Below are 13,983 nucleotides of genomic sequence, written 5' to 3'. Positions count from 1 at the left end.
CGTGACCGACCAGAAGCCGACCCCCGAAACGCCCGACGAGACGGGGGGCACCGTCGAGGACCTCGACATCACCGTCGTCCGGGAGCCCGAGACCGCGGTGTACGACGCGTCCCGCGTCGACAGTGAGACCGAGGCGTACGACTTCGAGAGGGATGCGGCGTCCTCCGCGCCGGCCGCAGCCGACGCGCCGGCAGCCGAGGCATCCGCCCCCGTGGACGACGCCCCGGCGGCCGCCGAGGCCCCTGCGTCCCACGTCGAGGCCGCCCCTGCCGCTGTCGACCACGCTCCCGAGGCGGGCCACGTCCCGCCGCAGTACGGGATCGGCCCGTTCTCGCTGCGCGAGGTGTCGCTGCTGGGCGTCTGGGCGCTCGCCTTCCTCTTCTCGTTCTTCCCGCTCTACAGCGACGGCCCGTACACGCAGCTCCTCGGCAGCGGGAACGTCTGGGGCTCGGGCATCGACTGGATCCTCGCCATCGGCGTGCCGACGGTCGCGGTGTTCCTCATCGTCCTGCGTCGCTTCTCGCCCACCGGCATCCGCCGGGTCGGTTCCCTGGGTATCGACCAGTTCGCCTCCGTCGCTTTCTCGGTCTCGGCGGTGCTCTGGCTCAGCTGGCTCTGGATCAACATCGCCCGCGGCGCCGCGACGGGTGTCTGGCTGAGCAGCTGGGTCGTCTGGGTCGAGGTCATCCTGATGGCGGCGGGTGTCGCCCTCACGGTCATCGCCCCCTTCATCCCGCCGTTCCACGAGGACTTCCTGCACCGCAGCGAGACGGTCTCGCACCGCGTCGCCCGCGGTGCCCGCCCGGTCGTCGCCCGTCCGATCTCGGATGCCCGCTTCACGATGGCGGCGCCGTCGGTCGACCCCGACCCGGCACCGCTCGGCGACCCGATCGATGACGACGAGCCGGCACCGGCTCCGGCCTCGGCGCAGCAGGCGTTCTGGGCGCTCGCACCCGTCGAACGGGACGTCGTCGACGAGAACGGCGCGCCCCTGTTCCGCATCGGCCCGACCGCCTGGGCCCTCGTCATCGAGGACCGCGGCGACTCGTTCGTCGTGCGCCACGAGGACGGTCGGATCGGCTACCTCACCGACGTCTCGGGCGTCACCCGGGGCTGACGCGCCGGTACCCTGGAGGGATGCTTCGCACGATCGACCTCCGGGGTCGCGCCGTCACTCCGGCTGACCTCCTCGCTGCCGTCCCCCGGGCCACCGCTGCCCGCGACGAGGCGCTGGCGACGGCGGCCGCCGTCGTCGCGGACGTCGCGGAGCGGGGGGAGGCGTCGCTGCGCGAACAGGCCGCCCGCTTCGACGGCGTGGAAGGTCACGACGTCCGCGTCCCGGCCGCGCACCTCGAGGAGGCGCTCGACGCCCTCGACCCGGCGATCCGTCGGGCGCTCGAGAACGCGATCGACCGGGTCCGGCGCGCCTCAGCCGCGCAGGTCCCGGCATCCGTCGTGACGGACATTGGCCCCGGTGCCCGCGTGGAGCAGCACTGGCGACCCGTGCGGCGGGCCGGTGTCTACGTCCCCGGCGGCAAGGCGGTCTACCCGTCGAGCGTCGTGATGAACGTCGTCCCCGCGCAGGTGGCCGGCGTCGCACAGGTCGCCCTCGCCTCGCCGCCGCAGCGCGACCACGGCGGCCGGGTCCACCCCGTCATCCTCGCCGCGGCTCGCCTCCTCGGCATCACCGAGGTGTACGCGATGGGCGGCGCGGGGGCGATCGGCGCCTACGCCCACGGTGTCCCGGCCCTCGGTCTCGACCCGGTCGACGTCATCTCGGGCCCCGGCAACAACTTCGTCGCGCTGGCGAAGCGCGTCGTGGCCGGCATGGTCGGCACCGATTCCGAAGCGGGCGCGACCGAGATCCTCATCGTCGCGGACGAGTCAGCGGACGCCCGGCTGGTGGCCGCCGACCTCGTGAGCCAGGCCGAGCACGACGAGCAGGCGGCGGCCGTCCTCGTCACCGACTCTGCGGCGCTCGCGGAGGCGGTCGTGGTCCAGGTCGAGAAGCGCGCAGCCGCGACGCACCACGCCGCCCGCGTCGCGCAGGCGTTGTCGGGGCCGCAGTCCGCCGTCGTGCTCGTCGACGACATCGCCACGGCGACGGCGTTCAGCAACGCCTACGCTCCCGAGCACCTCGAGCTGCACCTGCGCGACCCGCGCCCTGAGGAGTACGTCAACGCCGGTGCCGTGTTCGTCGGCGCGTGGACCCCGGTGAGCCTCGGCGACTACCTCGCCGGCAGCAATCACGTGCTGCCCACGGGAGGTCAGGCGCGCTATGCGTCGGGACTGTCGGCATCCACCTTCCTGCGTCCGCAGCAGGTGATCGTGTACGACCGTGACGCACTGAAGGCGGTCCACGACGACATCGTCACGCTCGCGAACGCCGAGGTGCTGCCCGCGCACGGTGAAGCCGTCACGGCGCGCTTCGACGCGTAGGCTGGATGCCGCCATGCACTGCCCGTTCTGCCGTCACTCCGATTCCCGCGTCATCGACTCCCGCACGAGCGACGACGGGCTCAGCATCCGTCGCCGTCGTCAGTGCCCCGAGTGCGGCGGTCGGTTCTCGACGATCGAGACGGCGAGCCTGAACGTCATCAAGCGGTCCGGCGTGATCGAGTCGTTCAGTCGCGAGAAGGTCATGTCGGGCGTCCGCAAGGCGTGTCAGGGCCGTCCCGTCACCGAGGCGGATCTCGCGATGCTGGCCCAGGCCGTCGAGGAGGCGGTCCGTCAGACCGGTGTCTCGCAGATCGACACGAACGAGATCGGACTCGCGATCCTCGGACCCCTGCGCGAGCTCGACGAGATCGCCTACCTGCGGTTCGCGAGCGTCTACCAGGCGTTCGAGACCCTCGACGACTTCGATGAGGCGATCGCGCTGCTGCGGGCGGATCACGCGCAGCGGGCCCAGCGCGAAGAGGTCTGATCACGGGGGTGCGCCCCTCGCCCTAGGCTGGGAGCCGATGTACCGACTCCTCTTCGACCTCGTCCTCCGCCGCCTGGACCCCGAGACGGCCCACCATTTCGGGATGGTCGTCATCCGTGTCGCCGCGGTGCCGCCGTTCTCGTGGATCGCCCGCGCCCTCACCCGCCCGGCCCCGCAGCTGCGCACCGAGGCCCTCGGTCTCGTCTTCGACTCGCCCTTCGGCGTCGCCGCCGGCTTCGACAAGAACGCCGTCGGAGCGCTCGGCCTGCACGCGCTGGGATTCGGCCACATCGAGGTGGGCACGGTCACCGCGATCCCGCAGGACGGCAACCCGAAGCCGCGGCTGTTCCGGCTGCCCGCCGATCGTGCGCTGATCAACCGCATGGGGTTCAACAACGAGGGCGCGGCCGTCGTGGCGGGCCGCCTCGCGCGCATGCGCCGTCGCACGAACCGTCCGGTGCTCGGCGCGAACATCGGCAAGTCGCGCGTCGTGGACGTCGCCGACGCGACGGCCGATTACGTCGCCAGCACGCGCCTCGTCGCCCCGGTCGCCGACTACCTCGTCGTGAACGTGTCGTCCCCGAACACGCCCGGGCTCCGCGGCCTGCAGGCCGTCGAGACGCTCCGTCCGCTGCTGTCGGCGGTGAAGGATGCCGCCGGCGGTACCCCGCTCCTCGTGAAGATCGCCCCCGACCTCACCGACGACGAGATCGACGGCATCTCGGCCCTCGCCGTCGACACGGGGCTGGCGGGGATCGTCGCGACCAACACGACGATCGCCCGGACGGGCCTCACGACGGATGCCGGACGTGTCGAGGCCATGGGCGCCGGCGGGCTCTCCGGCGCGCCGTTGCGCGAGCGTTCGCTCGAGGTGCTCCGCCGGGTCCGTGCCGCCGTCCCCGCCGACTTCTGCGTCATCGCCGCCGGGGGAGTGGAGACCGCGGCCGACGTCCGCGAGCGGCTCGCGGCCGGTGCCGACCTGGTGCAGGGCTACAGCGCGTTCGTGTACCGCGGCCCCCTCTGGGCGCGCGAGATCAACCGCGGCCTGGTGCGCTGAGCTTCGGCATCCGCCCCGCACGAGAACGGGCCCGCACCTCTCGGTGCGGGCCCGTTGCGGATCTCGGACTCAGCTCGGGTACTCGCCGCGCTTGACCTGGGGCTTGGGCAGACGCATGAACCGCATCTGCACCGAGCGCATCGCCGCGTACCAGCCGAGGCCCTTCTCGCGGCGGTCGCCCCACTTCGCGGCGGCGAGCTTCTTGACCTTGCGCGAGAGCATGATCATGTCGGCGACGACGAAGAGGAGGTAGGCCCAGAGGCCGATGTAGGCGTAGAAGACGACGGCGGTGTTCGGGACCAGGGCGAAGAGGATGACGATCACCAGCAGCGGCATGACGAGCTCGCCGAAGTGCCAGCCGGCATCCGTGTAGTCGCGGGCGAACCGCCGCTGCGGCCCGCGGTCGCGGGGCGTGAGGTAACGCTCGTCGCCGTTGGCCATGCCGATCCGGGCCTTTTCGCGCTGGGCGGCGAGCTCGGCCTTGGCGCGGGCGCGCGCCTCCTTCGTGTTCGCGACGAGGGGCCGCTTGCGCGCCGCTTCCTGCTCGGCGCGCGTGGGCGTCGGGCGGTTCTTCCCCGCGCCGGTGGGGGCGTCGGGGGCGGTGTCGGCGGGGGGCGGTGTCTTTGCCACGGGGCGGTTCCTCGGAATCGGCGAAAAAGGCGTGCGACATAAGATTACCCGCATGACTTCCGACACCACCCGGTCCGCTGCGGTGCGCGAAGCGGCCCTCACCCAGGTGCCCGCCGCCCTCGCCGACCTGGGCTCGCTCGTCCGCATCCCCTCGATCGCGTTCCCCGGGTTCGACCGGGCCGAGGTGCAGCGCAGCGCCGAGGCCGTGAAGACGCTCGTCGAGGGCCTCGGCATCTTCGAACGCGTCGAGATCGCGACCGCCGTCGTCCCCGAGACGGGGGAGGAGGGGATGCCGGCGGTGCTGGCGACGCGCCCCGCCCGCAACGATCGCCCGACGATCCTCCTCTACGCCCACCACGACGTGCAGCCCGTCGGGGACGAGTCCCTGTGGGAGTCGCCGCCCTTCGAGCCGACTCTGCGCGACGGCCGGATCTACGGTCGCGGCGCGGCCGACGACAAGGCCGGCATCATGGCCCACATCGGGGCGTTGCGCGCGCTCGTCGACGCCGTGGGCACGGACTTCGACCTCGGCGTCAACCTCTTCTTCGAGGGGGAGGAGGAGGCCGGGTCGGCATCCTTCTCCCAGTTCCTCAGCGACAACGCGGATGCGCTCCGCGCCGACGTGATCGTCGTCGCCGATTCCGGCAACTGGGATTCCGAGACGCCCGCCCTGACGGTGTCGCTGCGCGGCAATGCCCGCTTCACCCTCGACATCGAGACGCTCGAGCACGCTTCCCACTCGGGCATGTTCGGTGGCGCCGTGCCTGACGCGATGCTCGCGGCGGTCACCCTTCTCGCGACCCTCTGGGACGAGGACGGTGCCGTCGCCGTCGCCGGACTGGAATCCCGGGTTGCCGCCACCCCGCCGTACTCGGAGGAGACCCTCCGCAGCGAGGCGGGCCTTCCCGAGGGGGTGTCGCCGATCGGGCGCGACGAGATCCTCAGCCGCATCTGGAACAAGCCGTCGATCACGATCACCGGCATCGACGCCCCGAGCGTCCGGAACGCGTCCAACACGCTGACACCGAAGGTCTCGGTCGTGATCAGCACCCGGGTCGCCCCGGGGCAGGCCGCCGCCGACGCGTTCGCCGCGATCGAGGCGCACCTCCGCAGCCATGCGCCGTTCGGGGCGCGGCTGACCTTCCGCGACGTCGATTTCGGCGACCCGTTCCTCGTCGACACGTCCGGCCCCGCCGTCGAAGCGGCGCGCGCCGCCCTCGAGAGCGGGTACGGCCGCACTCCGGTCGACATCGGCGTGGGAGGGTCGATCCCCTTCATCGCCGACCTCGTGCGGGAGTTCCCGGGGGCCGAGATCCTCGTGACCGGTGTCGAGGACCCGCACGCCCGGGCCCACAGCCCCAACGAGTCGCTGCACGTCGAGACGTTCCGCAACGCCCTGGTGACCGAGGCGCTGCTGCTCGCCTCGCTCGACGCCTCCGACTGAACGGCGGCACGATCACCCGCGTCGCCGGGCCGAGAGGCGCACCGGGACGTAGAATCGAGAGAACACGCCGCCCCCGTTCCTCAAGAGCACTGGCGGCCCGACCATGGGGAGAGTCATGACCGACATCGCCACGCAGTCCACCGAGACCGTTCCCGCCCACGGCGTCGCCCTCACCGAGGCCGCTGCCGAGAAGGTGAAGAGCCTGCTGTCGCAGGAGAACCGTGACGACCTCCGGCTCCGCGTCGCCGTCCAGCCGGGCGGTTGCTCGGGTCTGATCTATCAGCTGTACTTCGACGAGCGCTATCTCGACGGCGACAAGACGGTCGACTTCGACGGCGTCGAGGTCATCGTCGACGACATGTCGGTGCCCTACCTCGACGGCGCGAAGATCGATTTCAAGGACACGATCTCAGAGCAGGGCTTCACGATCGACAACCCCAACGCCGCCGGCAGCTGCGCCTGCGGCGACAGCTTCCACTGATCCATCCCGGGTCGCCTCCATCGGTCCCGGCATCCTGAGCGGATGGCCGGAACTTTGTAAGAGGTTGCCCTAGACTGGCATGAGTCTGACCTTCATGTCCCCGAAAGGTGCACCGTGCGCGTCAACCGCCGACTCCGTTGGGTAGCTCTCCCGCTCACGATCGCCTCCGCGGTCGCGCTGGCGGGCTGCAGCCCCACGACAGCGAACGGCTTCCTCCCCGGCTTCGATGAGGAGGGCGGCCAGGCGACGAACCGCACGTCGATGATCGCCGGCCTCTGGACCACGTCGTGGATCGTCGTCCTCGCCGTCGGCGTCATCACCTGGGCCCTCATGGGCTGGGCCGCGATCGCCTACCGGCGCCGCAAGGGCCAGTCAGGGCTGCCGGTGCAGCTGCGCTACAACATGCCGATCGAGATGTTCTTCACGATCGCGCCGGTCATCCTGGTGCTCGGCTTCTTCGCGTTCACCGCCCGCGACCAGACGATCATCGAGAAACAGCACGAGACCCCCGATGTCTGCATCACCGCGATCGGCAAGCAATGGGCCTGGGACTTCCAGTACAACGGCTCCGACTGCAACGACACCGAAGAGTCCGTCTGGACCATGGGTGTCCAGGCGCAGACCGACGCCCAGGGCAACATCACCAACGAGCTCCCCGAGCTGGTGCTGCCGGTCGACAAGAAGGTGACGCTGCAGCTCGAGTCGCGCGACGTCATCCACTCGTTCTGGATCGTGGACTTCCTCTACAAGAAGGACATGATCCCGGGCCGTGACAACTACTGGTCGTTCGTCCCCACCAAGGAGGGCGAGTACGTCGGCAAGTGCGCCGAGCTCTGCGGCCAGTACCACTCGATGATGCTCTTCAACGTGAAGGTCGTCTCCGAGTCCGAATACCAGTCGTACATCGCGTCGCTCGAGGCCAAGGGCCAGACCGGCGACATCGATGACGTCCTTGACCGTCAGCAGAACGCACCGGGCACCGGCGCACCTGCCGCCGAGGGAGAGAACAACTGATGGCCACCATCACGCCTCCGGCACAGACCCTTCCCCCTCGCCAGGCGGCGCTGCTGAGCCGCTCGCGCGTCGAGCACAAGGGCAACATCGTGGTGAAGTGGATCACCTCCACCGACCACAAGACCATCGGGTACATGTACCTGATCGCGTCGGTCCTGTTCTTCATGCTCGGCGGCGTGATGGCGCTGATCATCCGCGCCGAGCTCTTCGAGCCGGGCATGCAGGTGGTGCCGACGAAGGAGCAGTACAACCAGCTGTTCACGATGCACGGCACGATTATGCTGCTCATGTTCGCGACGCCGCTGTTCGCCGGTTTCGCCAACGTGCTGCTGCCGCTGCAGATCGGAGCGCCCGACGTCGCGTTCCCGCGTCTGAACGCCTTCGCCTTCTGGCTCTTCACGTTCGGGTCGACCATCGCCGTCGCCGGCTTCCTCACCCCGCAGGGTGCCGCCGCGTTCGGGTGGTTCGCTTACCAGCCGCTGGCGAGCGAGAGCTTCAGCCCGGGTGCCGGTGGTGACCTCTGGATGCTGGGCCTCGGCATGAGCGGTTTCGGCACGATCCTCGGTGGTGTCAACTTCATCACCACGATCATGACGATGCGTGCGCCCGGTATGACGATGTGGCGCATGTCGATCTTCAGCTGGAACACGCTGGTCACCAGCATCCTGATCCTGATGGCCTTCCCGGTTCTGGCGGCGGCGATCTTCGCTGCGGCGGCCGACCGCATCCTCGGCGCCCACATCTACGACCCGGCCAACGGTGGCGTCCTCCTCTGGCAGCACCTGTTCTGGTTCTTCGGGCACCCCGAGGTGTACATCATCGCGCTGCCGTTCTTCGGCATCGTGTCGGAGATCTTCCCGGTCTTCAGTCGCAAGCCGATCTTCGGCTACAAGACGCTCGTCTACGCGACGATCGCGATCGCCGCGCTGTCGGTCTCGGTCTGGGCTCACCACATGTACGTCACGGGTGCCGTCCTGCTGCCGTTCTTCGCGCTCATGACGATGCTCATCGCGGTCCCGACGGGTGTGAAGATCTTCAACTGGATCGGCACGATGTGGCGTGGATCCATCACCTTCGAAACGCCGATGGTGTTCGCCCTGGGCTTCCTCGTATCGTTCGTCTTCGGTGGTCTGACCGGCGTCATCCTGTCCTCGCCGCCGCTGGACTTCGCCGTCTCCGACTCGTACTTCGTCGTGGCGCACTTCCACTACGTCGTCTTCGGAACCGTCGTCTTCGCGATGTTCGCGGGCTTCTACTTCTGGTGGCCCAAATGGACGGGCAAGATGCTGAACGAGCGTCTGGGTCTCGTGCACTTCTGGCTGCTGTTCATCGGCTTCCACATGACGTTCCTCATCCAGCACTGGCTGGGCGCGGACGGCATGCCGCGACGCTACGCCGACTACGCCATGCAGGACGGCTGGACCTGGCAGAACCAGGTGTCGACGATCGGCTCCATGATCCTCGCCGCCTCGATGGTGCCGTTCCTCCTGAACGTCTGGATCACGGCTCGCACCGCGCCGCGCGTCACGGTCAACGACCCGTGGGGCTACGGCGGTTCGCTCGAGTGGGCGACCAGCTGCCCGCCGCCGCGCCACAACTTCACGTCGATCCCGCGTATCCGCAGCGAGCGGCCCGCATTCGACCTGAACCACCCCGAAGCCGGCATCCCCGTCGGTGTGGGTCCTGCCAAGGACGCGCCCGACGCCCCGGTGGTCGATCTGACGAACGGTGAGGTCAAGTAAGTGAAGACGAACGTCAACCTCTGGTGGATCCTGACCGCGTTCTTCGGCCTCGTCGCCGTCGTCTACGTGGTGTGGAACATCATCGCCCACCCGCAGCTTCCGGTCTTCAACCGGATCGAGTGGGTCGGGTCCGTGGCACTCGTCTTCGTGATGGCCATGGCTGCGATGATCGCGTTCTACACGAGCCGCGTCGAGAAGGCCCAGGGCGGCGTCCTCCCCGAGGACTCCCTCACGGCCGACATCGACGACGGCGACCCCGAGATGGGCGAGTTCTCGCCGTGGTCGTGGTGGCCGCTCGTGCTCGCCGGCTCGGCGGCCGTGGCCTTCATCGGTCTCGCCGTCGGTGAGTTCATGATCCCGATCGGTTTCGCCATCTTCGTCGTCGCCATCGTCGGCTGGGTCTACGAGTACTACCGGGGCTACTTCGCCCGCTGAGTCTCCATGCGCATCCATGCGGGCGTCTTCTCCGACGTCGGAGGCTACCGGGACGTCAACCAGGACGCCGCTTTCGCCTCGCCGTTTGCCGCAGCTGTGGCGGACGGCGTCGGCGGTGGTCCCTCCGGTGATCTCGCGTCGGCCGCGATCATCCACAAGCTGATCACGCTGCGCGGCGCTCTTCCCAGCGCCGAAGACCTCATCGGCCGGGTCAAGGCCGCCAACTGGGACATCGGTGCTCACATCCGCCGCGACGCCGCCCTCGCGGGTATGGCGAGCACACTGACCGGCGTCTGGCTCACGGGGGACGGCGGACTCGTCGTCGCCCACACGGGGGACTCCCGCGCCTATCTCCTGCGGGACCGTGAGCTGGCACGGCAGACGCGTGACGACTCTTTCGTGCAGGCGTTGGTCGACCGCGGACTCATCCGTCCCGAGGATGCCTGGACGCATCCGCGCCGCAACATCATCACGGCCTCGCTGGGCGGCAACGAGGAGGACGTGATCAGGGTCGAGACGCGCGACGTGCGCATCGGCGACCGCTGGTTCCTCTGCAGCGACGGCGTCACCGACTACGTCCCCGAGGATGCCCTCGCCGAGATCGTGGGTGGCGTCGCCGATCCCGTCGCGGCGTCGCGGATGATCGTCGAGCTCGCGCTGCAGGCGGCCTCACGCGACAACGTCACCGCGGTCGTGTGCGACGTGATCGACGGCGTGCCCGACATCGCCGCCGTCCCCGTCATCGCTGGCGCGGCAGCTTCCCGGTGGACCGAGGTCATCGAGGCCGGTCTGGCGAGCGCCTGAACGCTCCCACAGGGGCGCTCAGGAGTCGGATCGGACCGGCATGACGAGCGGATCGAAGATACGGGGGAGTGAGCCGGATGCGGCGTCCACCGGCATCCCTTCCCGTGCCCAGTACTCGTAGCCGCCGATCATCTCGCGGACGCTGTAGCCGAGCTGCGCGAACTCCACGGCGCCACGGGCGCCGCCGTTGCAGCCGGGACTCCAGCAGTACACGACGACGGGGGTGTCCGCGGGAATCTCTTGCGGCGCGCGGGCCGCGATCTCGCGGTGGGGCATGTGCAGCGCGCCTCGTGCGTGTCCCTGGTCCCAGGCCTCCTGGTTGCGCACATCGACGAGGACGAAGTGCTCGCCGGCCTTCTGCGCCGCGTAGACGTCGCTGGGGTCCGTTTCGTGGTGGAGCTTCGTCCGGAAGTAGGTGAGTGCGTCGACGGGGGAGGTGGTCATGTCTCGACGCTACGGGAACAGAGAAGCGGCGGGGCCTGACCTTTCGGTCAGACCCCGCCGCAATCCTGCCAGAGAGGATCAGCTCTTCGCGCCGTCGTCCTTCTTCCGCGGAGCGTCGTCGACCACGATGATGTTCGACGGGCGGTTCGCGGTCTCCGGGTTGTGACCGTCGTCGATCGGGTGCAGCGGCGCGTCGGGGACACCGGCGCGCTCGTGGGCACCGCGGATCTCCTCCTGCTCCTCGTGCTCGATGTGCTCGAGTGCGTGGTGCTGGTGGGCGATCGCGGCATCCAGCTCGGTCTGCGTGACCGGCGACAGACGGTCCTCGAAGAACCAGCGCGACAGCGAGGCGCGGACGTTCTGGTGCCACGGGATCCGGCCGTTGTCGTTCGGACGGACGACCAGGGGCTCGTGCACCTCGAAGTCGATCAGCTTCACGCGCTCGTACGCGTCGACGGGCTGGTGGACCTCGATGTACTCGCCGCCGGGAAGGCGGACGATGCGACCCGACTCGTACCCGTGCAGGGCGATCTCGCGGTCCTTCTTCTGGAGCGCGATCGCGATCCGCTTCGTCACGAAGTAGCCGACGATCGGGCCGATGAACAGCAGCGCCTGGAGGGAGTGGATGACCCCCTCCATCGTCAGCGAGAAGTGCGTGGCGATGATGTCCGAGGAGGCGGCGGCCCACAGAACGGCGTAGAAGATGACGCCGGCGACGCCGATGGCCGTGCGGGTCGGCGCGTGACGGGGACGCTGCGCGATGTGGTGCTCGCGCTTGTCACCCGTGACCCACGCCTCGATGAAGGGGTACACCGCGACGAGCACGATGAACAGGCCCAGCACCGCGACCGGCAGCAGGATGCCGAACGAGAAGGTGCGGTCGAACAGGACGAGGTCCAGGTTCGAGGGCGCGAGACGGAGCGCGCCGTCCGCGAAGCCGATGTACCAGTCGGGCTGGGTGCCGGCCGAGACGGGGGACGGGTCGTACGGGCCGTAGTTCCAGATCGGGTTGATCGTGAACATCGAGGCGATGAGGACGAGCACACCGAACGTGATGAACAGGAAGCCGCCCATCTTCGACATGTAGATCGGGACCATCGGGTAGCCCACGACGTTGTCGTTCGTGCGGCCGGGGCCGGCGAACTGCGTGTGCTTGTTGATGATCATCAGCATGAGGTGCGCGGCGATGAGCGCGATGAGGATCAGCGGCAGCAGCAGGATGTGCAGCGTGTACAGACGACCGACGATCGCCATGCCCGGGAACTCGCCGCCGAAGAGCAGATACGAGGTCCAGGTGCCGATCAGCGGCAGACCCTTGATCATGCCGTCGATGATGCGGAGGCCGTTGCCCGAGAGCAGGTCGTCGGGGAGCGAGTAACCGGTGAAGCCGAGTGCCATGGCGAGGATGAACAGGACGAACCCGATCACCCAGTTGAGCTCACGCGGCTTGCGGAACGCGCCGGTGAAGAACACGCGCAGCATGTGCACGCCGATCGCGGCGATGAACAGCAGCGCCGCCCAGTGGTGAAGCTGCCGCACGAGGAGACCGCCACGGAGGTCGAACGAAATGTTCAGCGTCGACTCGAGGGCAGCCGACATCTCGATGCCACGCAGCGGTACGTATGCGCCGTTGTAGTGCGTGGGCGCCATCGACGCCTCGAAGAAGAACGTCAGGAACGAGCCCGACAGGAAGACGACGACGAAGCTCCAGAGGGCGATCTCACCGAGCATGAACGACCAGTGGTCGGGGAAGATCTTGCGCCCGATCTCCTTGACGAGACCGGAGATGCTCGTTCGCTCGTCGAGGTAGTTGGCCGTGGCGCCGATGAAGCGGCCGCCGAGCGGCTTCTCCGCCGGCTTGGCCACCGCTGTGGTAGACGAGGATTCAGTCACGGTGCTCAACGACGCTCCCAGAAACTCGGCCCGACGGGCTCTTCGAAGTCGCTCTTGGCGATGAGATATCCGTCTGCGTCGACCGTGATGGGCAGCTGGGGGAGCGGGCGGGCGGCGGGTCCGAAGATGACCTCGGCGCCGCGCGACACGTCGAACTGCGACTGGTGGCAGGGGCAGAGCAGATGGTGGGTCTGCTGCTCGTACAGCGCGACGGGGCATCCGACGTGCGTGCAGACCTTCGAGTACGCCACGATCCCGTCGTAGGACCAGTCGAGGCGGTTGTACTCGGCGGGCAGCTGCTCGGGGAGCAGCCGCATGAGGAGGACGATGGCCTTGGCCTTCTCCTCGAGGTATCCATCCAGGTGGTCGACGTCCTTGAGGGACTCCGGGATGACGTGCACGGCGGAGCCGAGCGCGACGTCGGCGGCGCGGATGGGGAGGCCGGACGGGTCGTGCGCCAGGCGCTCACCCTCCTTCCACATCGTGTGCTTCAGCAGCGCGACGGGGTCACCGGCGAGCGGGTTCTCCTCGGATGCGTGGGGAGCGAGGCCGCGGAACAGCGTCACACCCGGGACGATCGAGGCGACCAGGGCGGCGATGAGACCACCGCGGATGGCGGTGCGACGGCCGAAGCCGGATTCCTCGTTGGCCTCGCGGAAGACGTCGACGGCCGCTTCGCGGGTGGACTCTTTGCCGCGGGTCGGGTGGCGCTGCTCGATGTGCTCCTTGTCGGGCATGATCGCCTTCGACCAGTGGATCGCAGCGATGCCGATGGTGAGGAGGGCGAACCCGATCCCGAGTCCGATGAACAGGTTGTTCGCGCGGATGTCGCCGAAGGCGCCGCTCTCGATCGGGAACAGCATGTACGCGGCCACCGCCCAGAGGCTGGCGGCGAGCGAGATGTAGAACAGCGTGTAGACGGTGCGGACCGCGCGGGCCATCGCCGCCGGGTCCTTATCGGTCATCCGCTCGCGGTGCGGCGGCAGACCCGGATTCTGCACGGGGTCGGCGACCGCGACGACGAGACCCGACGAAGGCTGAGGAGCCTTCTCGAGCGCCTGCGGCTCTTCCTCGTGTGACATTGTGCTCCTCGTCCGTGAAATTCTGTGCGTC

General features: G+C 68.9%; 14 protein-coding genes. 10 read left to right on the top strand and 4 right to left on the bottom strand.

Going from position 1 to position 13,983, the window contains the following annotated elements:
* Position 1: 1 nt before the first annotated feature.
* From AB0P29_RS10915 to AB0P29_RS10900, 4 genes are read left to right on the top strand one after another with little or no spacing between them, the layout of a single operon-like run.
* The gene (locus AB0P29_RS10915) at positions 2-1,117 is read left to right on the top strand and encodes a hypothetical protein (RefSeq protein ID WP_363379756.1); all 1,116 of its coding nucleotides are present in this window, start codon (positions 2-4) and stop codon (positions 1,115-1,117) included.
* 20 nt (positions 1,118-1,137) lie between these two features.
* Positions 1,138-2,439 carry a histidinol dehydrogenase gene (gene hisD / locus AB0P29_RS10910; protein ID WP_311283540.1) on the top strand — a complete coding sequence of 434 codons (1,302 nt, stop codon included), beginning with the start codon at positions 1,138-1,140 and terminating at the stop codon, positions 2,437-2,439.
* Between the two features lie 13 nt (positions 2,440-2,452).
* On the top strand, positions 2,453-2,926 hold the full coding sequence (gene nrdR, locus AB0P29_RS10905; protein WP_064002325.1) for a transcriptional regulator NrdR: 474 nt from the start codon (positions 2,453-2,455) through the stop codon (positions 2,924-2,926).
* A 37-nt stretch (positions 2,927-2,963) separates the two neighbouring features.
* Positions 2,964-3,983 (top strand): quinone-dependent dihydroorotate dehydrogenase, encoded by a 1,020-nt coding sequence (locus tag AB0P29_RS10900; protein WP_363379754.1) that lies wholly within the window; start codon positions 2,964-2,966, stop codon positions 3,981-3,983.
* A gap of 69 nt (positions 3,984-4,052) precedes the next feature.
* Here AB0P29_RS10900 and AB0P29_RS10895 read toward each other — a convergent pair whose 3' ends face one another.
* Complete coding sequence (locus tag AB0P29_RS10895; protein WP_217531295.1) at positions 4,053-4,613, bottom strand: DUF3043 domain-containing protein; 561 nt, start codon at positions 4,611-4,613, stop codon at positions 4,053-4,055.
* Between the two features lie 52 nt (positions 4,614-4,665).
* Here AB0P29_RS10895 and AB0P29_RS10890 point away from each other — a divergent pair, with 52 nt between their 5' ends.
* The 6 genes from AB0P29_RS10890 (at position 4,666) to AB0P29_RS10865 (ending at position 10,533) form a co-directional block, all read left to right on the top strand.
* Positions 4,666-6,057, top strand: a complete 1,392-nt coding sequence (locus AB0P29_RS10890) for a dipeptidase (protein WP_363379752.1) — start codon at positions 4,666-4,668, stop codon at positions 6,055-6,057.
* A gap of 115 nt (positions 6,058-6,172) precedes the next feature.
* On the top strand, positions 6,173-6,538 hold the full coding sequence (gene erpA / locus AB0P29_RS10885; RefSeq protein WP_064002321.1) for an iron-sulfur cluster insertion protein ErpA: 366 nt from the start codon (positions 6,173-6,175) through the stop codon (positions 6,536-6,538).
* Between the two features lie 114 nt (positions 6,539-6,652).
* Positions 6,653-7,552, top strand: coding sequence for a cytochrome c oxidase subunit II (gene coxB, locus AB0P29_RS10880; RefSeq protein ID WP_217531297.1), 900 nt, complete (start codon positions 6,653-6,655; stop codon positions 7,550-7,552).
* Positions 7,552-9,294 carry a cytochrome c oxidase subunit I gene (gene ctaD / locus AB0P29_RS10875; protein ID WP_311283543.1) on the top strand — a complete coding sequence of 581 codons (1,743 nt, stop codon included), beginning with the start codon at positions 7,552-7,554 and terminating at the stop codon, positions 9,292-9,294. Before coxB ends, ctaD begins: the two co-directional genes overlap by 1 nt.
* Positions 9,295-9,729 (top strand): cytochrome c oxidase subunit 4, encoded by a 435-nt coding sequence (locus tag AB0P29_RS10870; RefSeq protein ID WP_359919248.1) that lies wholly within the window; start codon positions 9,295-9,297, stop codon positions 9,727-9,729.
* A 6-nt stretch (positions 9,730-9,735) separates the two neighbouring features.
* Entirely contained in the window at positions 9,736-10,533 is a 798-nt protein-coding gene (locus tag AB0P29_RS10865; protein ID WP_217531300.1) for a protein phosphatase 2C domain-containing protein, read from the top strand.
* Positions 10,534-10,551: 18 nt separating this feature from the next.
* Here the strand turns inward: AB0P29_RS10865 and AB0P29_RS10860 are convergent, their stop codons facing one another.
* The 3 genes from AB0P29_RS10860 to AB0P29_RS10850 form a co-directional block, all read right to left on the bottom strand.
* Positions 10,552-10,977: a rhodanese-like domain-containing protein gene (locus AB0P29_RS10860; protein ID WP_217531301.1), complete on the bottom strand. Its 426-nt coding sequence runs from the start codon at positions 10,975-10,977 to the stop codon at positions 10,552-10,554.
* A gap of 78 nt (positions 10,978-11,055) precedes the next feature.
* Positions 11,056-12,843 (bottom strand): cytochrome bc complex cytochrome b subunit, encoded by a 1,788-nt coding sequence (locus AB0P29_RS10855; RefSeq protein ID WP_217531339.1) that lies wholly within the window; start codon positions 12,841-12,843, stop codon positions 11,056-11,058.
* Between the two features lie 32 nt (positions 12,844-12,875).
* On the bottom strand, positions 12,876-13,952 hold the full coding sequence (locus AB0P29_RS10850; protein ID WP_253034486.1) for a ubiquinol-cytochrome c reductase iron-sulfur subunit: 1,077 nt from the start codon (positions 13,950-13,952) through the stop codon (positions 12,876-12,878).
* Between the last annotated feature and the right edge of the window lie 31 nt (positions 13,953-13,983).

Source organism: Microbacterium sp. NPDC080220, from assembly GCF_040686395.1.
GTDB lineage: Bacteria > Actinomycetota > Actinomycetes > Actinomycetales > Microbacteriaceae > Microbacterium > Microbacterium gawkjiense.
This window is presented reverse-complemented; position numbering and strand designations above follow the sequence as displayed.